The sequence below is a fragment of the Methylobacterium sp. NMS14P genome (assembly GCF_028583545.1).
Classification (GTDB): domain Bacteria; phylum Pseudomonadota; class Alphaproteobacteria; order Rhizobiales; family Beijerinckiaceae; genus Methylobacterium.
The window spans coordinates 4,805,087-4,824,602 of sequence record NZ_CP087106.1; the positions used below are offsets into that span (position 1 = coordinate 4,805,087).

Sequence of the window (19,516 nt, forward strand, 5' to 3'; positions counted from 1 at the left end):
CGCGGATGGCGGAAGCCCGTTCCGCGACCGGCCGCGTCGGCCGTCCCGGCGGGCGGGTCACGCCCAGGCTACTACACCGCCTCCGCGCCTCATAGGGGACCGGTCGGTGCCGGCGCGGCCCGCACCGACCGGTCCCCGTGCGCGCCCGCGGGCTTCGGACGACCGAAGCCCGCGCTCCGCGTCGGACCTCAGGTTCTGACCTCAGGCCGCGGCGCGCTCCACCGCCTCAGCGAGCTGGCTCGCGGCCGCGTCGCCCTTGTAGATCTCGTCCACCGCCTGCTTCAGCTTGGACGCGTCCTCGGTGCGGCCGAGGGCCTTGGCGTAGGCGGCCGCCGAGCCGAATCCGGCGAGGCCGTAATGCGACATGCGCTGATACTGCGCGATGATCGCCACGTCGCGCAGCCGGCCGTCGGGCGAGGCCTCCTTGATCCCGTGCTTCAGCGCCTCGGCGACGAGGCCCTCCATGCCCTTGCAGTGCTCCGGCCGGGTCTCGCCACCATTGGCCTGGATCAGGCTCTTCAGGACGTCGGTGTGCTTCCGGATCCCGCCCACGGACTGCTCGAGCATCCGCTTCAGGTTGGCGTCGCTGACCTGCCCGCCGAGCTCCTGCACGGCCCGGACCATCTGGTCGTTCGCCGACCAGAGATCCTGCATCTCGTCGAGATAGACCTCTTTCAGGCTGTCGGGTGCCGACATCGTCGCCTCCTATGTCTGTGATGCCCGGTGAACCCGGGGGGCGCGGCGCTGTTCCGGGCCGCCGGACCGATCCGGCCGGCCCCGGGCACCGCCATGAGCGTCCGCGGCCCTGCCGGACGTCCCCGGCCGAGGACCAGGGCCGCGGTGGCCCTGCTGGCCGGCCCCGCCACGGCGGCGCCCTCCGGTCCGTGCCCGTGCGTCGTCGCGTCCGGCGCGCTGCTGATCCAGGTGCGGGCCGAGCGCCGAGGCCCGCGGCGCGGCGCCCGGATACCCGCCGGCAGCCGGTTCAACACCGTCGCACGCGGCGCGATCGGCGGCGACGGCTGCGGCAACGCCGTCACCGGAAGCGCGGCGGCCCCGAGCGGGCGGCGGGCGTGTGCCGGACCGGTACCGGTCCGGCCCTGACCGATGGTTTCGTCGGGCCGGCCGAGGGACCCTAGCCGCGGCCCGCGGGCTCCGGGAAGCGCCGGGCGAACCAGTCGCGCAGGATCTGCCGCTCGTAGTAGAGGGCACCGGTGGAGAAGCGCGGGTTGGACGTCAGCAAGAAGTTGATGTCCGTCACCGTGTCCTCGCCCTGCGCCACGACGCGACCGCCGCGACGCAGGCTGTAGGCGAGGCGGATCCGCGGCGGCGTGACGTCCGTCACGACCCGCAGGTCGGTCGGGGTCGCGAAGCCGGGCCGGTCGAAGCCGGCGAGGTCGACGTCGAGCACGGTGATGTCGAGGCGCTCGTCCGGGCGGAGCCGCGCGGCGCCGAGATCCGTGAAGATCCGGGTCAACTCGGCCAGCGTGACCCGGAGCGGCTGCCCGGAGCCGAAACGGTTCTCGGCATCGGTGAACCGGTCCGGCGCGGCGTAGCGCACGTTCACCTGTCCCCGCACCTGCGCCTGAACCGGGGCCGCGAACGGCCCGGTCACCGACAGCGCGGCCGCGACCGCGAGCGTGGCCAATCCTCCGGCGAGACGCGTGCGCATACCGAACTCCTCCCCGCCCGATGCGGGCCAGACCCCGTCAGGCCTGCCGGATGGAACCGCCCGAACGGAGCCCGGTATCCCGGGCCCCGCGCGAATGGCGGGCTGCGACCGAATGGCTTCCGCCCGTTCATAGTCTCGCCGTGTTCCGGGCGCCTCGTAGCGCTCCCGGCCCGAGGGGCGAGCCGGTCATGGGAGTCCGACGCGCATGATGAACTCTGTTCTCGCGCTTCTCACCGTCGTGGCGGTGCTGGTGGTCACGGCGCTGTTCAAGCTGCCGCTCCTGCCGTTCCGCCTGGTCGGCCGCCTTCTGCGCAGCCGCCCGGCCGCGGCCTGACCGCGCCGCTCAGGCCGCCGCGTCGATGACGAATTCCATCCCGCGACCCGGCCCCTGATCGGAATAGTCGACGAGCGCCAAGCCGCGCTCGGCCAGGGTCGCCTCGACGGTGTCCCGCTCCCGGCGCACCATCTGACCCACCGCCAGCGGGGTCAGTCGGGGGCTCGCGCGCCGCAAGCGGTCGACGCCGATATTGGCCGGCATGCCTGCCTCCTCGGCGATCCGGGCCAGGGCGAGCCCCAGGTCGCGCGCCTTGGTCTCGGCGGCGGATTTCGGCTTGAACGCCATCTGCTTCTCCTTCTGCGCGGCCGCCCGTCTCAGGCGGCCTGCCTGTCGACGCTCACGTCCGGGAAGGCCCGGATCCAGACCCGGCGCCCCTTGGCGTCGTAGACCTCGACCTGCCAGCCCGACCAGTCGAACCGCTCCACGACCCGCTCCATCAGCGCGAGCGCGACCCGCTCGGCATGGGCCCGCACTTGCGCCGCGTTGGGGAACCGGCTGCCGCGCAGGTCGGTCACCAACTCGTGGCCGTCCGTGCAGTGGAACCGGTAAAGCCGCGTCGGCATTGAGCTTCCCTCGATCAATCCACAGCACTCCACCGCGATCCGGGAACGGGGCGCATCGGCGGTTGAACCCACCGCATCGATGCGCTTTGTTCGCTATATGTTCTATACGGATTCGAGCGGCGATGCACCCAGATCCCGACGCGGCCCCTGCGGAGATTCGTCTCAGGGAGGCCGAGATGATCGCCGTCGCCTATCACCGGGCGGCGAGGGGCGACGCGTGGGCCGCCCTCGTCGCCGCTGTCGCGGATGCGTTGGTCGATCTCGAGGCGCTGGAGCGGCGCCTCGCCCGGCAGGGGGGTCTGATATCCCTGGGCTACGCCCGCGGCCGCACCGAGACGGGCGGAGGCCCGGGCGAGCGCCGCGCCGGCCCGGAGGATTGAGCGCTCATCGGCGCCCGCGCGGCGGCCCGGTCGGGCGGCGGTGTCGCCGCCGGGCGGCGACAGGCCTGTCGGGGATCAGCGGTCCGAGCCGCCGCGCCGCGCCATGGCGCCGGGCTGGCCCAGGCCGATCGCCTTGGCGAGGGCGGAGCGCTGCTCGGCGTAACCGGGCGCGACCATCGGGTAGTCGGTCGGCAGGCCGTAGCTGTCGCGGTAGCTGCGCGGATCCAGGCCGTGGCTGGCCAAGTGGCGCTTCAGGGTCTTGTAGAGCTTGCCGTCGATGAAGCTGACGATCCCGTCGTGCCGGACCGACTTGCGGATCTGGGTCGCGCTCGGCTTCTCGACATCGACCTGCGCGGCCGCGCCGGCCTCCGCCTTCGGCGTCCCGGCGACGAGCCCGCTGATCGCGCCGTGCACCCGCACGATCAGCGCCGGCAGTTCCGCGGCCGGCACCGGATTGTTCGACACGTAGGCGGCGACAAGCTCGGCGGTCATAACGGCCAAGGTGTTGGCTGTCTCATCGAAGGTCTCATTCATGGTCGGACTTTCAGCGAGCGATTTACGTTCCTACGGTTTGGGCGCGGTAAGGGTTTAAACAGCGTAAATATAGAACAAAGACTCGATGAATATCTCGAGATTTTCCCGCGCCGCGCGGACGCCGCCGGGCGCGCGATCCGTCGCCCGGCATCCCGGGCCGCCGCGGATCCCGGCGCATCCTGTCGCGGGCGATCCGGCTGCCGGCGCGCAAGCTCAGGACCACGCCCGCGCGCGTTGTCGGGCGCCCACGGGCGCCCCCGACGAGCGAGCCGCGCGTCCCGGCACGGACGACGCGCCTCGGACGGCGATGTACAGATAGAAGGGGTTCGAGCGCCTCAGCCGGCCCCGTATCCGCCCTTGCGGTTGTCCGGCTGCGGCGCGGGCGGCCGGGTGTCGTAGCCGCCGCTCTCCGGCGCCGTGCCGGATCCGGGATCCACGGGGCCCGGAGCGTGCGGACCGCTGCCGCCGGCCGCCGGATCGGGCCGCTTCTCCGGGGCTACCGGCCGGCCCGGCGGGACCGTTCCCAGGGCTTCGCGTGCGGCGTCGACATCCTGTCCCATCCGTCCCTCCCGACCGGCCTTGCGGCCCCTCGTCTAGGGAAGGCGGGAGGCCACCGCATGTTCCCCGGACGGCCGTGCCGCCGCCGGTCGCAGGGACCGGTGCCGGCGGGCCGTGCGTGCGCGGAACTCGGCGCGGTCGATCGCTGCGCCCGGTCACGACGGCCTGTCCGGGCGCGACCGCCGCCTCGTCCGGCCGCTCCGGCCTGTCGCGGAGGATTCGGGCGTATCCGGACCGACGGGATGGAGCCGCCGGCGAGGCCCCGGTCAGGCGCGGCGTGCCGGGCGCTGCGTCACCGCGGCCTCATTTCCGCTCGCCGGTGGGATTGGGCGTCGCCGACGTGTCCGGCGCGACAGCCGGATTGACGGGCGTGACCTTCGACCACGTGGCCGCGATCGCCACGATGGCGAGCAGCAGGACGATGAAGATGCCGATGAGGGTGAGGCGCTTCATGTGGCGGGTCTGGGTCTTCCGTGCGGGGCCTGCGGGCGGGGAACGGCCGGGACGGCCGATCGATCCCGCCCCGGACGGGATCCCGGCGCCGTCACCGATCCGCGCGGCCTCGACGGCTACGACTTCACCGGACGCGTCCGCGCCACGGCGGCCGCCGCTTGCCGGGCCAGCTCCTCGAGCCGGTGGACCGTCGCGTCGTCCGGGATGACCGAGGCGCACCAGTAGGCGCCGAGCGCGGCGACGGGCTCGGGCGAGCCGATCGGCACCATCACGAGGCTGCGCATCGAGGTCAGGCGGTAGAGGGCGAGCGGCACCCGGGGATCGGACTCGATGTCCGGCACCACGATGGTCGCGTCGTCGAGCATCGCGTGCCCCGAGATGCACGACGTCAGCGGAAACCTGCGGCCGCGCCACAGCGGCTCGATGGCATCCTCGGCGGCGTAGAAGGAGGCGTCGCCCTCGCGCAGCACCACGGCGATGCCGTCGGAGCCGGCAATCTCCCGCGCGGTCTCGCGAAGGATCGCGACGATGTCCTCCAGGGCACGGGCGGACGCCAGACGGCGACAGGCCCGAGCCAGACCCGAGGCGGGATCCAGGGAGCGTTCATCCATGTGGGACGCGGCGCGCGAGCACTCCGATCGATCGTGCAACATTGCGTGCGGTGTCGCCGCGCGACGTCGCCGTCACGCGTGTGCGACTGCGGCGAAGCCTGACCACAGCCGACCCGGCGGACAACAACTTGGATCAAGCGTTTCGCCGAAGGGGAACGGGCACGGGGAGATCGCGCGTGGCGGCGTCGAGATGAGCCGACACCGCGTCCCCATATTGGTCGTCGCGGCGAAACCTCGTGACAGAAGTCTCGAAATAGTTCCGGCCCACTGGATCACGAGGCCGCGATGATGTGCTCCAGCGCACCTTCCGGTCCACCGGCTCGGGACCCCCGCGGGCGCTGTTGCAACGATGCACTATCGCGGTCGCACATCCTGACGTCCTGTCCGCCCCGCACACATCCCGTCCAACGGGAGACAGAGGACCAGATGATCAAGAAGCTTCTTCTCGCGAGCGCCGCCACGGCCCTCCTGACCGGCGCCGCCTCGGCCGCCGACCTGCCGCGCCGCGCCGCCCCGCCGCCGGTGTTCACCCCCGTCCCGGTGTTCACCTGGACCGGCGCCTACTTCGGTATCAACGCCGGCTACGCCTTCGACGCCAGCGACCGCAACACCGGCAACACCTTCGCCGTCCCCTTCCCGTACGCCGCCCCCGGCACCGTCGCCTCCTTCCGCAACCGCAGCCAGGACGGCTTCTCCGGCGGTGGCCAGATCGGCTACAACTGGCAGATCACCCCCGGCTCCGGCCTCGTGATCGGTGTCGAGGCCGACGCCCAGTACCTCGACTTCGGCCGTAACCGGAACAACGCCTTCGTCTCCGGCGCCGTCGCCCCCGGCTACTACCTCACCGACCCGCGCGGCCTCTCCAGCCTCGACTTCTTCGGCACCGTCCGCGGCCGCCTCGGCTACGCCTTCGACCGCACCCTCGTGTACGGCACCGGCGGCTTCGCCTACGGCTCGGGCAGCGCCGACCGCTCCTTCGGCGGCTTCGCCGGCAACGACAGCTTCCGCACCGGCTGGGCCGCCGGCGGCGGCATCGAGTACGCCCTGCCGACCGACTCGTTCCTGAACTTCTTCCGCTCCTCGGCGGTGACGCTCAAGGTCGAAGGTCTGTACGTCAACCTCGACCGCGGCACCCGCAACCAGGGCGCGTTCGTCATCAACGCCGCCAACAACTTCCCGGTCGTCTACAGCGGCGTCGGTCGCCGCTCCGACGAGTTCGCCGTCGTCCGCGCCGGCCTGAACTACAAGTTCGGCTCCTACTGAGACCGCATCGCGACCGTCGCACCTGACCGAACACGCGCGGGGCCGCTTCCGAGAGGAGGCGGCCCCGCGCCGTTCAGGCTGCCGGAATCCGGCCCTACGCCGCCTCAGTAGCCCTTCCAGAGGCCGGGTGTGGCCAGCTCGAGCAGGTGCCCGTCCGGGTCGCGGAAGTAGACGCTGACGCCGCCCCGCGGCCAGCGGGTGCGGCCCTCGACGGCCACGCCGGCGGCCGCGAGATGATCCTCCCAGGGCGCGAGGGCGCCGGCGTCGATCGAGAACGCGATATGGGCCGGGCCGCGGCCGTCATGGGGCGGGATGAGACCGCCCGGCGTCTCGATCGGCTGCAGGGACCCACCCTCCGGGAAGAGCAGGAGGACGCCGCGGCCGCCGACGTCGAAGGCGCGCATGCGGAAGTCGCTGAAGAGGCAGCGCAATCCCATCGTGTCGCGGTAGAAGGCCTCGGCGCGGTCGAGGTCGGCGACGTACAGCGCCGTCTCCAGGATGGCGTTGAGCGGGGGCACGGCGATCTCCTGGCGGCGGCTCGGTCACGGGCGGCCCGGCCCGCGGGGCCCGGACGTCCGGCGGGGATGTCCGCGACCCGGCGCGGGCCTCACGGTCCGCCGGCGACCGCGCCGGCAATCACCATCAGCAGGGCCTCGAGGTCGATCCGCCCCGAGATCCGCGCGTAGCCCGGCTCCGACAGGTCGACCTGCGGCGCGGGATCCTCCGCCTCGGCCTGGCGCGTCAGCTCCGCCAGGATGGCGTCCCGCAGGGCGTCGTCGAGCTTCATGGGTTGGCTCCCGGTCATCGGCGCGCCCGGCCCGCGGGCCCCAATCCGGTCCGGATCGGCCCCGCGTCGGGCGACGGCTGTACCGGGGCCAACCGGCCGGTCCCGGGCTCGGTTCGCCGCCGAACCGGGCTCAGACGGTCGACGGCCGCGGCGCGCCCTGGTCCGGGTGCGGGGCACGGCCCGGCACCAGCGACAGGGCGGCCGAGAGCAGGGCGAAGACCACCAGCGGCAGAAGGCTCAGGGTGAAGCTGCCGATCCCGTCCTTGATCGCGCCGATCAGGTAGGGGCCGAGGAAGCCGCCGAGATTGCCGACCGCGTTGATGGCCGCGATGCTCGCCGCCGCCGTGGCGGGCGGCATCTGCTCGGTCGCGAGCGCCCAGAACGGGCCCTTGAGCATGTAGACGCCCATCGCGGCGATCGTCAGCGCCGCCACGACCGGGCCGAGCCCCGAGAGGACCGTGCCGCCCGCGAGACCCAGCGCCAGGATCAGGAACGAGAGCGCGAGGTGCCAGCGCCGCTCGGCGGTCCGGTCGCTGTGCCGGCCCCAGAGGACCATCGCCAGGGACGCGAACCCGTACGGGATGCTGTTCAGAAGCCCGGTCTCGACGTTGCCGAGGCCGAAGCTCTTGACGATCTGCGGCGTCCAGAACGAAAGCCCGTAGCTGCTCGCCGTCGAGCCGAAATAGATCGCCGCGAAGAGGGCGAGCCGCCGGTCGCGCAGGATGTCCCAGAGCGGCGGCTTCGCGGGCTGGCCGCTGCGGGTGTTGCGCGCCGCCTCGGCGCGGAGCTGCCGCTCCAGCCAGTCCCGCTCGGCCGCCGGCAGCCACTCGGCGTCCCGCGGCCCGTCCGGCAGGAACCACAGGACCGCGACGGCCAGGAACACCGCCGGCAGGCCCTCGAGGATGAACAGCCACTGCCAGCCGGCGAGGCCGAACCCCGTCACGTTGAGCAGCGCGCCGGAGATCGGCGAGCCGAGGAACGACGAGATCGGGATCGAGATCATGAAGATCCCGATGATCCGCGCCCGGTAGGCGGAGGGGAACCAGTAGGTGAGGTAGAGGATCACGCCGGGGAAGAAGCCGGCCTCGGCGAGCCCCAGCAGGAAGCGCAGGCCGATGAACGACCACGGCCCCTGCACCAGCGCCATGGCGGCGGAGATCAGCCCCCAGGTCGCCATGATCCGGGCGATCCACAGCCGCGCCCCGAAGCGCTCCAGCATCAGGTTGCTGGGGATCTCCATCAGGAAGTAGCCGAGGAAGAAGATGCCGGCGCCCCAGCCGAACACGGTCGCCGACAGGCCGACATCGTGGTTCATCTGGATCGCCGCGAAGCCGACATTCACGCGGTCCAGGAACGAGACGAAGTAGGCGAGGATCAGGAACGGCACGAGCCGCCAGCCGATCCTGCGCATCGCCGAGCGTTCCAGGGCGGCCTCGTCCAAGGAGCCTGTCATCGGGCCTATCCTCGCGGCGTGTCGTGGGGTCAGGCCGGCCCCCGCGGGGGTCCGGGTCGATCCAGGTCACGTCTCCGGGTCAGGGCCGGGCCCGCGCGGGGCGGGACGGCGCCGGGCGCCGCCGCGCGGGCGGGCGGCGGGCAGGCGCGTCGTCTCGGGCTTCCTCGCGGGCCGGTCATCTCTGGTTGTGACCTGTGCCGACCCTGCTTAACCCGCGGCCGCCGCGGCTGGGAAGCGCCGCCGGGCTTCAATGGCGCCGATCTGTCGAAGGGGACGGCGTGTTCGTACGTCGGGACACCGCTGAAGAGGCCGCTGACGATCGCCGGGCCGGTATCGGGCAGGCTCCCGCGACGCTCCCGGCGGCCCCTCATGTTCGCGAGCGCGGCGAAGCGACCCGGGGCAGCCCGGCATCTAGGGCGCGGCGCCGCTGGACTGCTTCGCCGCGCTCGGAGGGACGGGCGGGGCGGGCGCTTCGACCGCCCCGCCGTTAGCCCGCCGCCCTCAACCCTTCTTGACGTTCCAGAACACCGGCACGCCGTCGAGGACACCGGTCAGGGACGGCTTGTACGAGGTCTGGTTGAAGTACTGCCCGAGGGGCAGGTAGGGCAGATCGACGAAGGCCTGCTCCTGAAGGGCGCCGGCGAGTCGCTTGCGCGCGGCGGTGTCCGGGGCGTCCAGCCACTGGTCCCGCAGCGCCTCGATCTTCTCGCTGGTGGGCCAGCCGATCGCGGCGCTCTGGCCCGTGCCGCGCAGGAAGGCGCTGACCGCGGGATTCGCCTGGTCGAGCCCCGCCCAGAAGGTGCAGAAGGCGCTCCAGCCGCCCTGGGCGACCGGCTCCTTCTTGGCGCGCCGCTGCACCACCGAGCCCCAGTCCATGACCTGATAGTCGACGTTGAAGCCGGCGCGGGTGAGCATGTCGGCCGCCACGTCGGCGAGCGCCTTCAGGCTCGGGAAGTCCGAGGCGCCCATCAGCACCACCTTCTCGCCCTTGTAGCCGGCCGCCGCCAGCGCCGCCTTGGCGCCCGCGTAGTCGCGCTTGCGCGTCAGGACGTCGAGGCCGACATCGCTCGCCATGGGCAGGCCCGGGCAGAAGAAGCCGGTCGGCACGTGGATCAGCTTGGGATCGGTGCCGGTCACCGCCTGCATGAAGTCGGTCTGCTCGACGACCTTCAGCAGCACCTGCCGGATCGCCGGATTGTCGAAGGGCGGCTGGAGCTGGTTCATCCGCAGGCAGCCGATCAGGCCGGTCGGATCGGTGATCCGCGTCGTGAGGCCGCCGAGGGTCGGGACGAGATCGGCCGGCGGCTGCTCCCACCAGTCCAACTCGCCCGTCTGCATGGCCGAGGCGGCGGTGGCCTGATCGGGGATGACGTGCCACTCGACCCGGTCGACGAAGACGCGCTTCGGGCCCGAGGTCCATTGCGGCTCGCCGCCCTCGCGGGGGACGTAGCCGGCGAAGCGCTCGTAGACCACCCGGGCGCCGACCACGCGCTCGTCCGCCTTGAAGCGGAACGGGCCGCTGCCGACCATCTCGGTCACCTGCGTGAACGGGTCGGTCCTGGCGAGGCGCTCCGGCATGATGGCGCAGATCGAGGAGCCGACCTTGCCCAGCGCGTCCGGCAGGAGCGCGAAGGGCTTCTTCAGGCGGAACTGGATCGTCCGGTCGTCCGGGGCCGAGAGCTCGTCCGTGTAGGCCATGAGTGTCTGGCCCATCGCGTCGCGCTTGCCCCAGCGCGCGACGCTCGCCACGCAGTCGCGGGCCAGCACCGGGCTGCCGTCGTGGAAGGTCAGTCCGGGCCGCAGGGTGAGGCGCCACAGCTTGCCGTCGTTCTCCACCGTGTGGCCCGCCACCATCTGCGGCTGGGCGGCGTAGCCGGCGTCGGTGCCGTAGAGCGTGTCGAAGACGGCGAGCCCGTGGTTCCGGGTGACGTAGGCGGTCGTCCAGATCGGATCGAGCACCGTCAGGTCGGCCTGCGGGATGAACTTGAGCGTCCGGGCGGCGCTGCCCTGCGCCAGGGCCGGCGCCGCGAGGGCGGCGCCCGACAGGGCCATGAAGGATCGTCTGTTCAGCATGCCGACTCGCCCAAGCGTTGCAGTCCCGCGGAGGTTAGCACGTGGCGGGCCAAGCGCATCACGGGCGCAGCGCGGGCGCGCCGGTCAGCGTGCCGCCGCTAGATCCTGCACGAGGGTCAGGACGCGGCGGCGAGTCTCGGGATCGTCGATGCGCCTGTAGGCGTGCAGCAGGGCGTCCGCCTCGTCGCCGCGGCCGCCGGCGATGCCGGCGCCGCGCTCCGCACCCTGCGGCCCGTACAGGGAGGCGGCCGGAACCTGCAGCGCGTCGGCGATCCGCTGCAGCAGCCGCCCGGCACCGGGCGCGTGCGGCAGGGCGGAGCGCTCGAACAGGTCTTCCTCGGGCGCCGCAGCCCCGGAGGATATGCCCCGGACAGGTGATTTCGATCCCATCGGCGGTCAGGCTCTGGCGCGCGGGCTGGCTTGAGCATTCATAATACAGAAGAACGTTCGGACGCGAGTGGCCAGCACGCAACAGTTGCATAAATGCGCCGAAAATCTCTTGAGGTTGCAGTCACCGTCCCCGTAGACCGAGCGGCCCGGAACCGCACACGCACACCGCCATGCCCAAGACCAGCGCGCCCGTCGGTCAGACCTGCTTCGAAGCCTTCCAGAGCGCGCTCGATTCCGCCGACATGATCGGACACTGGGCGTGGGATCCCGCGACGGACCGCGTGCGGGTCGATGCCCTGGTGGCCCTCCTGTTCAAGGTCGATCCGACCGCGGCGGAAGCCGGCATCCCGCTGGCGATCTACGAGGGGGCCATCCACGCCGACGACCGCGACCGGGTCGACGGCCTGATCCGCCGCAGCGTCGCGGCGGGGAGCTCCTACGTCGCCGAGTACCGGGTGATCGCCGTCGACGGCCGGACGCGCTGGGTCCTGGCGCGCGGCCGCTTCACCAGCGACCATGCCGGCCGGCCGACGGGCGGGCGCGGGATCCTCGTGGACATCACGGGGCTGCGCGCGCGCGAGGAGACCGGCGGCGCGGTCGCGCCCGGCACCGGCGAGACGCCCCTGGACCGGGCGGTCGAGCACGCCCTCGCGGCGCAGGAGGCCGTCGCGGCGCTGGGCGATCCGGCCCTGAAGGCCGAGGCGGACGCGCTGCTGATGGCGCTGGGGCGGCGGCTGGCCCGGCGGCAAATCGCCGAGCGACGCCGTCTCCTGAACTGAAGCTTGACCGCGGCGGAGCGGCGGCGAACACTGAAGCCGTACCGTCAGTGATCGGCCTTGTTCCGTGCAAAGCGGGGATGAACAAGCTTTCGTCAAGATAACGACTTTATTGCCGGCGAGCAGGTGCGGGACCGGATGCCGACAGCGGCGTTGCCGGCGCTCCGTCCTCACCCGAGCGCGCCTCGCGCGCGCCGTTGCCGTCCGAACCCCGGCGGGGTTCGGATTTCCGGGATTATCGTCATGCACTTCACCGTCACCGCACGCCTGTCCGCGCGCCGGTTCGCCTACCAGCACGCCTCGGTCCTGACCGCCCTGGACCAGGGCATGAGCCTGATCGCGGCCGGCATGGCCGAGGTGACGATCACGGACGGCAGCGGCGAGGCCCGGACGCCGGCCGCGCTGTACCAGTCCCTGTTCGGGGCGCCCGGTCCCCTGCGGCGCCGCCCGGCGTCCGCCCAGGTGCAAGGGCAGGGGCAGGCGCGGGCCGCCTGATCCCGAGAGACCTGATCGCGCGCGGCACGGATCCCGCAGCAGATCACCCCGTGCCCGGGCGGTTCTCGGGCGTGCACGATTTCCGTTTCACGACCCGAGGCCTGGAAAGGACCGCGGCCGACCTCGACTAAAGAGAAATTTGACCAGTACGACATCGTCTTTCTGGACAACGGCCGAGATCAGGCTTAACCTCGGTATGTTCGTGCCGCCGAAGTGCGGGCTCGAATGCTTCCAAGGATCATTTTACATGAAGCGCCGCAGCGCGCGACCGTTCATGGTCGAAGTCAAGCAGACTCGTTCGGCCCGCACATCGTTGACTGCCACCGAGGCGCGACCGCGCCCGGACAAGATCCTGTGGCCGGAACTGGCGCAGGCTGCCCTCGAGCCGCCCGCGCCCGCGCCCGCTCCTCAGGCGGCGCCGGCGCCGCGCCCGGAGCGGAAGGTGCCGGACGCACCGGCGCGCCGCGTCCTGCCGAGCCTCATGCCGATGTTCGAGGTTCCGGCCGATCCGGTCCTCGAAGCTGCCGGCGATGTCGTGACGGGATCCGCCGCCGAGACCGTCCCGGCGCCGCGGGTGCGGCGCGGACGGCCGCGCGCGGCCGCGCGGGACGTGCTTCCCCAGGAGCCGACAGCACCGCCGCCGCGCACGGTCGCGCCGCCCGCCCCATCGCCAGCCCCGCCCGTCGACGCGGTGCCCGCCCACGTCCCGCCGGCCACCTCCGGTCCCATGTCCGGTCAGGGCCCGTCGCCGCGGTCGACGGCCGGGCGGCGGACGAACGAGCTGCGGCTCGGCGAGCGCTGGAAGCGGCGCCTTCCGCAGTTCATGCGCTGACGGTCCGGCCGGGCCCGCCACGGCGCGCCACGGCCCGCATCGTCAGGTGAAGAACGGCCTGAAGTTCTCGAGCCATCCGCGCAGCCAGGCCTCGCAGCCCTGCCGGGCGCCCTCGGCGTCCTGGCCGTGGCCCCAGATGTCCTCGGCCAGCGGGCTCCACCAGGTCCAGAACCGGCTCGCGCCGTCGTAGGCGCAGATCCCCACGACGACCGCCCCGACCCGGCCGACGAAGCGCGGGAGCGGCACGCCGGCGGTCTCGTCCTGCGTCCAGGTGATCAAGGTCCGGGGCATGCCGTGAGAACGGCCGCCGTCCCCGGATGTTCACGGGCCCGGATGATCGACCGGACGGACCCGCCGGGCGCGGCGGGGATCTAGGCTGCCCGCCGCTCCGGCACCGGTCCCGCGGCCAGCCGCGAGTTGCGGTAGCGCGCGTCGTCGGTGACCTCGCGCTCCACCCAAGGGGGGAGCACCACGGGCTGGTCCTCGCGCTCCAGTTCGATCTCGGCCAGGATCAGGCCCGCGAGGTCCCCGCCGAACACGTCGACGTCCCACACCGCCCCGGCATGCGCGACCCGGTAGCGGGTCTTCTCGAGCCGCCGGTCGGGCGGCACGGTGGCGAGGAGCGCCGCGCCGTCCTCCGACGGGATGGCGAACTCGATCTCGTCCCGGCTGGCGCCGCGGCGCTGGCTCTTCCACGTGATGAGCGCGCGCTCACCGGCCCGGCGGATCCGGATCGTGTTGGCCGCGTCGGTGAAGAGATAGCCCTGGACCAGGGGCGTCCCCGCCCGGCACAGCGCCAGAACCGACGGGTTCGCGATGAACTTGCGCTCGATCTCGACAGCCATGCCGCGCCTCGTGGACGTTTGCCGCGCCAGCCTTCGCCGACAAGCCGGCCCGCGACAAGCCGCCTGGCGGGGATGAGCACAGCGTTACAGGCATGGCTCGGTGCCAATGCGCGCGGGCTGCAATGCGATCCTGTTAAACTTATGTAAAAGCGTGAGGAGGCCCGCGCTTGCAGAAGCATCATCAGAAATCCCGCCCCCCTCCGTCCCCGAGGTCAGCGCTGAAGACGGCATCCAAGCGGCCGAACTTGAAGAAGCTGCTCCGGAAGGCGCATGTCAAACCGCTCAAGCAGGTGGCGGCCCTGCCGTTTCGCGTCGGCGCGGACGGCCGGATCGAGGTTCTGCTGATCACCTCGCGCGATACGGGTCGCTGGATCATCCCGAAGGGCTGGCCGATGGCCGGCCGCAAGGCCCATCAGGCCGCCGAGCGGGAAGCCTACGAGGAGGCGGGGCTCGAGGGGCAGATCGCCGCGAACCCGATCGGCCGGTACCACTACCAGAAGCGCTTCGACCACGGCCGCGCCTTCCCCTGCATGGTGCGCGTCTACCCGCTGCGGGTCGAGGCCCAGCACGAGCGCTGGCCGGAACAGGCGCAGCGCACGCTGCAGTGGTTCCCGCCCGAGGAGGCGGCGCGCCTCGTCCACGAGGACGAGCTCCAGGAACTCCTGACGGATTTCGCGGCGCGGCCGGTCGAGATCCGCGGCGACGGGCGCGGCTGACGGGCGCGGCGGGCGGCCCGTCGCGGCGCCCGACGATACAACTCCTGATCTGCGGCCGGGCCGGCGCGCGGCGGCGTCCGGAAGGTCGGGCCGGCATCGCGGATCCGATCCGCACCCGGGCGTTATGCAACTTCTGATTAGTATCCGCGGGTTAAGGTTCTCGCCGTCACAGATCGGCGGGGCACCTCGATGTATCGCGCGTTCGCTTGCCTGACCGAGGAACATACCGGCTGGGTGGTCGCCCTGGCCGCCTGCGTGTGCTGGATCTCCTGCACGGTCGCCCTCAAGCTGGAGCAGCGCGTCCAGGTCCGCGCCGACGGGCACGGGCCGGTCTGGCTCCTGGCGTCGGGCTTCTCGATCGGGGCCGGAATCTGGAGCACGCACTTCATCGGCATGCTGGGCTACGATCCCGGCGTGGTGCTGGGCTACGAGCCGCGCACGACCCTGCTGTCGCTGATCGTCGCGATCGCGGCCGCCACCGTGGCGTTCCTGTTCGCCCGGGCCATGCCGTCGCGCTGGGCCGGGGCGGGGGCCGGCCTCGTGCTCGGGATCGGCATCGCCTGCATGCATTTCCTCGGCATCGCCGGCGTGCGACTGCCGGGGCACTTCACCTGGGACCCGGTCCTGGCCGCCGCGGCGATCGCGGCGGGCTGCGGGCTCGCGGCCGCCGGCATGGCCATCCATGTCGGGAGCACGGGCGCGCGGGCCCGGCTCGCGGCCGCGACCGTCCTGACCCTCGCCATCGCGGTCCTGCACTTCCTGGCCATGGCGGCCGCCCGCGTGGTGCCGGACCCGGCCCTGGCGGTCCCGCAGCTCGGCCTCGCCCGCGGCGTCCTGGCCGCCGGCATCGCCGGCATGATGGCGGTGATCCTGGCCTTCGCGGCGCTGACGCTGATGCTGGACCACCTGCGCCGGATCAACGTCGCCCTGGCCCGGCAGGGCCGCATGCTGCGCGAGAAGACCCTGCTGCTGGACGCCACCCTCGACAGCATGGACCAGGGCCTCATCATGGTCGACGCGGGCGGCGTGGTCCGGGTCTGCAACGAGCGGGCGCTGACGCTCCTCGACCTGCCCCGGGCGATGATGCAGGCGCGGCCGAGCTACCGGGCGGTGCTGCGCCACGAGGCCCGCCGCCGCGAGCGCCGGCGCCCGGACCGCTCGATCCGGACCTGGATCGAGCGCGGCGAGGCCGGACAGACGCAGGTTCACGAGCGGGCGCGGCCGAACGGCCTCGTGCTGGAGGTGCGCACCGTGCCCCTGGCGGATGGCGGCTTCGTGCGGACCTTCACCGACATCACCAAGCGGAAAGCCGCGGAGGCCGAGGTGGCGCGCCTCGCCCGCCACGACGTGCTCACCGGCCTGCCGAACCGGGCGCTGTTCCACGAGACCCTCGCGCGCAGCCTCGCCGACATCGTCCAGCGCGGCGGCGCCTGCGCGGTCCTGTACCTCGACCTCGACGGCTTCAAGAGCGTGAACGACAGCCTCGGCCACCAGGCCGGGGACGAGCTCCTCCGGCGCGTGGCGGCCGGCCTGCGCGGCATCGCGGGGGACGGGGCCGTGGCCCGGCTCGGGGGCGACGAGTTCGCCGTGCTCTCCGCCGGCGGCGCGGCCGAGGCCGGTGCCCTGGCCGAGCGCCTCATCGCGCTGTTCGACAGCCCATTCAGCGTGGGCGGGCACCGCGTCGGCGTCGGGCTGAGCGTCGGCATCGCGCTGGCGCCCGATCACGGGATCGATGCCGAGCCCCTGTACCGCCGCGCCGACCTCGCCCTCTACCGGGCCAAGGCCGAGGGCCGCGGCACCTACCGGATCTTCACCCCCGCCATGGACGAGGAGGCCGAGGAGCGGCGGGTGCTCGAGCGCGACCTGCGCCAAGCCCTCGACGACAACACCCTGAGCCTGCACTACCAGCCGCAGGTCGACGGCCACACGGGGGCGCTCGTGGGGTTCGAGGCGCTGCTGCGCTGGACCCACCCGGTCCGCGGCAGCGTCTCGCCGAACGTGTTCGTGCCCGTCGCCGAGGAGACCGGCCTGATCGTGGCGCTCGGCGACTGGGTGCTGCGCGAGGCCTGCCGCGAGGCCGCCCAGTGGGCGCAGCCCCTGAAGGTCGCCGTCAACCTCTCGCCGCGCCAGTTCCAGAAGCCCGACCTGCCCGAGACCGTGCTGGCGATCCTGGCGGAGACCGGCCTGTCGCCGGACCGCCTCGAGCTGGAGGTCACCGAGAGCATCATCATCAACGACATGGCGCGGGCCGTGGGCATCCTCCGCCGCCTGAAGAGCTACGGCATCCGGATCAGCATGGACGATTTCGGGACCGGCTACGCGTCGCTCGCGACCCTCCAGGCCTTCCCGTTCGACAAGCTGAAGATCGACCGCTCCTTCGTGGCGCAGCTCGGGACCGGGCCGCAGGCCGCCGTGATCGTGCGGGCCGTGCTCAGCCTCGGCCGCAGCCTCGGCATGGGCGTCGTCGCGGAGGGCGTCGAGACCCACGCGCAGATGAAGTTCCTGACCGAGGAGGCCTGCGGCGAGATGCAGGGCTACCTGTTCGGCAGGCCGCGCCCGATCACCGACTATGCCGACGCGGTCGGCGGTCCCGCCGAGGCCTCCGAGGCCGCCGCCCCGGCCGCGCCGGCCTTCGCCGCCGCCGGCTGAGCGGGATCGCCCCTCCGCCGCGGCCGGGAACCCGCCGGATCCCTCCGACGTTGGCCCCGCAGATTGGATCACTTCTAAGGTCCAAGCTCTCGTCCCTCGCCGGGACGGCCCCCGGCCGCCGGCCTCACAGGAGCCTGACCATGAACGCCAAGTGCGAGACCTGCCGGTTCTTCGACGAGCACAAGGGCAACGGCGCCGTCGCGCAGCACGATGCCGGCCTGTGCCGCTTCAACCCGCCGGTCAGCCAGCCCGCGCCCGAGTCCAAGGGCCTCTGGCCGGTGGTCGCCGCCCAGGACTGGTGCGGCCACTACACCGCCGAGATGACCGCGGCCGAGTAGAACCGCCCGCGGCGCGACGATCGGGGCCGGCCTTCGGGTCGGCCCTTTCGTTTGGGCGCGCCCCGGCGCGCCCCATCTTTCGCGCGCCCGGCCGCACGGCCCCCCTGACGATCGCCGGGGCGGGCTCTACCTTGGAGCCAATCCAGGGAGTCGGTGTTTCCCGAGGTATCCTGCCGGGTCTCCCGCCCGCGACGGGGCGCCCGTCGGCACCGGGCCCGGAGACCGGGATCCCGTCCCCGCCTTTGTGATCTGAACCGGAGAGAGACTTGATGGTGGGAGTTGAAGCCGCGTCCCGGGACCCGGGCGCCAGAGCGGCGCGGACCGACGCACCGGTCCTCGCCACCGTCACGTTCACGGTGAACGGCGAGCGGCGCACGCTCGAACTCGACACCCGCACCAGCCTGCTCGACGCCGCGCGCGAGCACCTGCACCTCACCGGGTCCAAGAAGGGCTGCGACCACGGCCAGTGCGGCGCCTGCACGATGATCGTGGACGGCCGGCGCATCAACGCCTGCCTGACGCTGGCGATCATGCACCAGGGCGCCGAGATCGTGACCGTCGAGGGCCTCGGGCAGCCGGACCACCTGCACCCGATGCAGGCCGCCTTCGTCAAGCACGACGGCTACCAGTGCGGCTACTGCACGCCGGGCCAGATCTGCTCGGGCGTCGCGGTGCTCGAGGAGATCAGGGCCGGCATCCCGAGCCACGTCACGGCCGATCTCGGCGCCCCGCCGCAGGTGACCGAGACGGAGATCCGCGAGCGGATGAGCGGCAACCTCTGCCGCTGCGGCGCCTATTCCAACATCGTCGAGGCGATCACCGAAGTCGCCGGGAGCCGCGCATGAAGTCCTTCACGTACGAGCGCCCGGGCACGCCCGCCGAGGCGGCCGCCGCCGTCGCCGCCACGCCCGACGCCAAGTTCATCGCCGGCGGCACCAACCTGCTCGACCTGATGAAGCTGCAGATCGAGACCCCGCGCCACCTCGTGGACGTGAACGGGCTCGGCCTCGACGCGGTCGAGCCGACCGAGGAGGGCGGCCTGCGCGTCGGCGCGCTGGTGCGCAACACCGACCTCGCGGCCCATCCGCGGGTGCGCAAGGATTACGGTGTCCTCGCCCGCGCGCTCCTCGCGGGCGCCTCCGGCCAGCTGCGCAACAAGGCGACCACCGCCGGCAACCTGCTGCAGCGGACCCGCTGCCCGTACTTCTACGACACCGCACAGCCCTGCAATAAGCGCCGGCCGGGCTCCGGCTGTTCGGCGCTCGACGGCGTGAGCCGCCAGCTGGCGGTGATCGGCGCCAGCGAGGCCTGCATCGCCACGCATCCGGGCGACATGGCGGTGGCCATGCGCGTCCTCGACGCCACCGTGGAGACGATCGACGCTCAGGGCGCCGCGCGGAAGATCCCGATCGCCGAGTTCCACCGCCTCCCGGGCGACGACCCCGCCCGCGACACCAATCTCGAGCCCGGCGAGCTCATCACCGCGGTGACGCTGCCGAAGCCCGTTCCCGGCACGCACATCTACCGGAAGGTCCGCGACCGCGCCTCCTACGCCTACGCGCTGGTCTCGGTGGCGGCGATCCTGGGCAAGGACGGCACGGGCCACGTCGCCTTCGGGGGCGTCGCCCACAAGCCCTGGCGGGTCGAGGCGGCCGAGGCCGATCTCCCGAAGGGCGCCAGGGCCGTGACGGCCCGGGTCTTCGCCGACGCCAAGCCCACCCACGAGAACGCCTACAAGCTGAAGCTCGCCGAGCGGACCCTCGGCGCCGCGCTCAACCAAGCGAGGGCCTGAGC

General features: G+C 72.6%; 26 protein-coding genes. 11 read left to right on the top strand and 15 right to left on the bottom strand.

Annotated elements, in window-relative coordinates; translation table 11 throughout:
- Window positions 1-201: 201 nt before the first annotated feature.
- Window positions 202-696 carry a YciE/YciF ferroxidase family protein gene (locus LOK46_RS22830; protein WP_273560677.1) on the bottom strand — a complete coding sequence of 165 codons (495 nt, stop codon included), beginning with the start codon at window positions 694-696 and terminating at the stop codon, window positions 202-204.
- 436 nt (window positions 697-1,132) lie between these two features.
- Window positions 1,133-1,669 carry a DUF3016 domain-containing protein gene (locus LOK46_RS22835; protein WP_273560678.1) on the bottom strand — a complete coding sequence of 179 codons (537 nt, stop codon included), beginning with the start codon at window positions 1,667-1,669 and terminating at the stop codon, window positions 1,133-1,135.
- A 205-nt stretch (window positions 1,670-1,874) separates the two neighbouring features.
- Here LOK46_RS22835 and LOK46_RS22840 point away from each other — a divergent pair, with 205 nt between their 5' ends.
- Window positions 1,875-2,003 (top strand): hypothetical protein, encoded by a 129-nt coding sequence (locus tag LOK46_RS22840; protein WP_273560679.1) that lies wholly within the window; start codon window positions 1,875-1,877, stop codon window positions 2,001-2,003.
- A 9-nt stretch (window positions 2,004-2,012) separates the two neighbouring features.
- On the opposite strand, the gene LOK46_RS22845 is transcribed toward LOK46_RS22840, so the two are convergent.
- Window positions 2,013-2,291: an adenylosuccinate synthase gene (locus tag LOK46_RS22845; RefSeq protein WP_273560680.1), complete on the bottom strand. Its 279-nt coding sequence runs from the start codon at window positions 2,289-2,291 to the stop codon at window positions 2,013-2,015.
- 29 nt (window positions 2,292-2,320) lie between these two features.
- Window positions 2,321-2,569, bottom strand: coding sequence for a DUF6894 family protein (locus LOK46_RS22850; RefSeq protein WP_273560681.1), 249 nt, complete (start codon window positions 2,567-2,569; stop codon window positions 2,321-2,323).
- A 176-nt stretch (window positions 2,570-2,745) separates the two neighbouring features.
- Between LOK46_RS22850 and LOK46_RS22855 the strand changes: the two genes are divergently transcribed.
- A complete protein-coding gene (locus LOK46_RS22855; RefSeq protein ID WP_337251951.1) occupies window positions 2,746-2,949 on the top strand; it encodes a hypothetical protein in 204 nt (67 codons plus the stop codon).
- Between the two features lie 75 nt (window positions 2,950-3,024).
- Here LOK46_RS22855 and LOK46_RS22860 read toward each other — a convergent pair whose 3' ends face one another.
- The 4 genes from LOK46_RS22860 to LOK46_RS22875 all read right to left on the bottom strand — a co-directional run bounded on the left by LOK46_RS22860 (window position 3,025) and on the right by LOK46_RS22875 (window position 5,105).
- Window positions 3,025-3,483, bottom strand: coding sequence for a MucR family transcriptional regulator (locus tag LOK46_RS22860; RefSeq protein ID WP_273560683.1), 459 nt, complete (start codon window positions 3,481-3,483; stop codon window positions 3,025-3,027).
- A gap of 335 nt (window positions 3,484-3,818) precedes the next feature.
- Window positions 3,819-4,043 carry a hypothetical protein gene (locus LOK46_RS22865; RefSeq protein WP_273560684.1) on the bottom strand — a complete coding sequence of 75 codons (225 nt, stop codon included), beginning with the start codon at window positions 4,041-4,043 and terminating at the stop codon, window positions 3,819-3,821.
- Between the two features lie 301 nt (window positions 4,044-4,344).
- Window positions 4,345-4,494 (bottom strand): hypothetical protein, encoded by a 150-nt coding sequence (locus LOK46_RS22870; RefSeq protein WP_020096531.1) that lies wholly within the window; start codon window positions 4,492-4,494, stop codon window positions 4,345-4,347.
- Between the two features lie 116 nt (window positions 4,495-4,610).
- Complete coding sequence (locus LOK46_RS22875) at window positions 4,611-5,105, bottom strand: GAF domain-containing protein (protein ID WP_273560685.1); 495 nt, start codon at window positions 5,103-5,105, stop codon at window positions 4,611-4,613.
- A 426-nt stretch (window positions 5,106-5,531) separates the two neighbouring features.
- On the opposite strand from LOK46_RS22875, the gene LOK46_RS22880 reads away from it, so the two are divergent.
- Window positions 5,532-6,368: an outer membrane protein gene (locus LOK46_RS22880; protein WP_273560686.1), complete on the top strand. Its 837-nt coding sequence runs from the start codon at window positions 5,532-5,534 to the stop codon at window positions 6,366-6,368.
- Between the two features lie 104 nt (window positions 6,369-6,472).
- Here LOK46_RS22880 and LOK46_RS22885 read toward each other — a convergent pair whose 3' ends face one another.
- The 5 genes from LOK46_RS22885 to LOK46_RS22905 all read right to left on the bottom strand — a co-directional run bounded on the left by LOK46_RS22885 (window position 6,473) and on the right by LOK46_RS22905 (window position 11,071).
- Complete coding sequence (locus tag LOK46_RS22885; RefSeq protein WP_273560687.1) at window positions 6,473-6,886, bottom strand: VOC family protein; 414 nt, start codon at window positions 6,884-6,886, stop codon at window positions 6,473-6,475.
- Between the two features lie 89 nt (window positions 6,887-6,975).
- Window positions 6,976-7,155, bottom strand: a complete 180-nt coding sequence (locus LOK46_RS22890; protein WP_012321170.1) for a hypothetical protein — start codon at window positions 7,153-7,155, stop codon at window positions 6,976-6,978.
- Window positions 7,156-7,285: 130 nt separating this feature from the next.
- On the bottom strand, window positions 7,286-8,608 hold the full coding sequence (locus LOK46_RS22895) for an MFS transporter (protein WP_273560688.1): 1,323 nt from the start codon (window positions 8,606-8,608) through the stop codon (window positions 7,286-7,288).
- Between the two features lie 501 nt (window positions 8,609-9,109).
- Complete coding sequence (locus tag LOK46_RS22900; protein WP_273560689.1) at window positions 9,110-10,681, bottom strand: ABC transporter substrate-binding protein; 1,572 nt, start codon at window positions 10,679-10,681, stop codon at window positions 9,110-9,112.
- Window positions 10,682-10,765: 84 nt separating this feature from the next.
- Window positions 10,766-11,071: a hypothetical protein gene (locus LOK46_RS22905; RefSeq protein WP_273560690.1), complete on the bottom strand. Its 306-nt coding sequence runs from the start codon at window positions 11,069-11,071 to the stop codon at window positions 10,766-10,768.
- A 170-nt stretch (window positions 11,072-11,241) separates the two neighbouring features.
- Between LOK46_RS22905 and LOK46_RS22910 the strand changes: the two genes are divergently transcribed.
- From LOK46_RS22910 to LOK46_RS22920, 3 genes are all read left to right on the top strand, one after another.
- Window positions 11,242-11,850, top strand: coding sequence for a PAS domain-containing protein (locus LOK46_RS22910; protein ID WP_273560691.1), 609 nt, complete (start codon window positions 11,242-11,244; stop codon window positions 11,848-11,850).
- Window positions 11,851-12,090: 240 nt separating this feature from the next.
- On the top strand, window positions 12,091-12,342 hold the full coding sequence (locus LOK46_RS22915) for a hypothetical protein (RefSeq protein ID WP_273560692.1): 252 nt from the start codon (window positions 12,091-12,093) through the stop codon (window positions 12,340-12,342).
- Between the two features lie 139 nt (window positions 12,343-12,481).
- Window positions 12,482-13,174, top strand: a complete 693-nt coding sequence (locus LOK46_RS22920; protein WP_273560693.1) for a hypothetical protein — start codon at window positions 12,482-12,484, stop codon at window positions 13,172-13,174.
- Between the two features lie 42 nt (window positions 13,175-13,216).
- On the opposite strand, the gene LOK46_RS22925 is transcribed toward LOK46_RS22920, so the two are convergent.
- Together LOK46_RS22925 and LOK46_RS22930 are read right to left on the bottom strand one after the other, a co-directional pair.
- Window positions 13,217-13,465, bottom strand: coding sequence for a hypothetical protein (locus LOK46_RS22925; protein WP_273560694.1), 249 nt, complete (start codon window positions 13,463-13,465; stop codon window positions 13,217-13,219).
- 80 nt (window positions 13,466-13,545) lie between these two features.
- Window positions 13,546-14,019, bottom strand: a complete 474-nt coding sequence (locus LOK46_RS22930) for a CYTH domain-containing protein (protein ID WP_273560695.1) — start codon at window positions 14,017-14,019, stop codon at window positions 13,546-13,548.
- Window positions 14,020-14,264: 245 nt separating this feature from the next.
- Between LOK46_RS22930 and LOK46_RS22935 the strand changes: the two genes are divergently transcribed.
- The 5 genes from LOK46_RS22935 (at window position 14,265) to LOK46_RS22955 (ending at window position 19,514) form a co-directional block, all read left to right on the top strand.
- A complete protein-coding gene (locus LOK46_RS22935) occupies window positions 14,265-14,735 on the top strand; it encodes an NUDIX hydrolase (RefSeq protein WP_273560696.1) in 471 nt (156 codons plus the stop codon).
- A gap of 189 nt (window positions 14,736-14,924) precedes the next feature.
- A complete protein-coding gene (locus tag LOK46_RS22940; protein ID WP_273560697.1) occupies window positions 14,925-17,384 on the top strand; it encodes a bifunctional diguanylate cyclase/phosphodiesterase in 2,460 nt (819 codons plus the stop codon).
- Between the two features lie 140 nt (window positions 17,385-17,524).
- Window positions 17,525-17,722 carry a hypothetical protein gene (locus LOK46_RS22945; RefSeq protein WP_273560698.1) on the top strand — a complete coding sequence of 66 codons (198 nt, stop codon included), beginning with the start codon at window positions 17,525-17,527 and terminating at the stop codon, window positions 17,720-17,722.
- A 269-nt stretch (window positions 17,723-17,991) separates the two neighbouring features.
- A complete protein-coding gene (gene paoA, locus LOK46_RS22950; protein ID WP_273560699.1) occupies window positions 17,992-18,567 on the top strand; it encodes an aldehyde dehydrogenase iron-sulfur subunit PaoA in 576 nt (191 codons plus the stop codon).
- Entirely contained in the window at window positions 18,564-19,514 is a 951-nt protein-coding gene (locus tag LOK46_RS22955) for an FAD binding domain-containing protein (RefSeq protein WP_273560700.1), read from the top strand. Before paoA ends, LOK46_RS22955 begins: the two co-directional genes overlap by 4 nt.
- The last annotated feature ends 2 nt before the right edge of the window (window positions 19,515-19,516 follow it).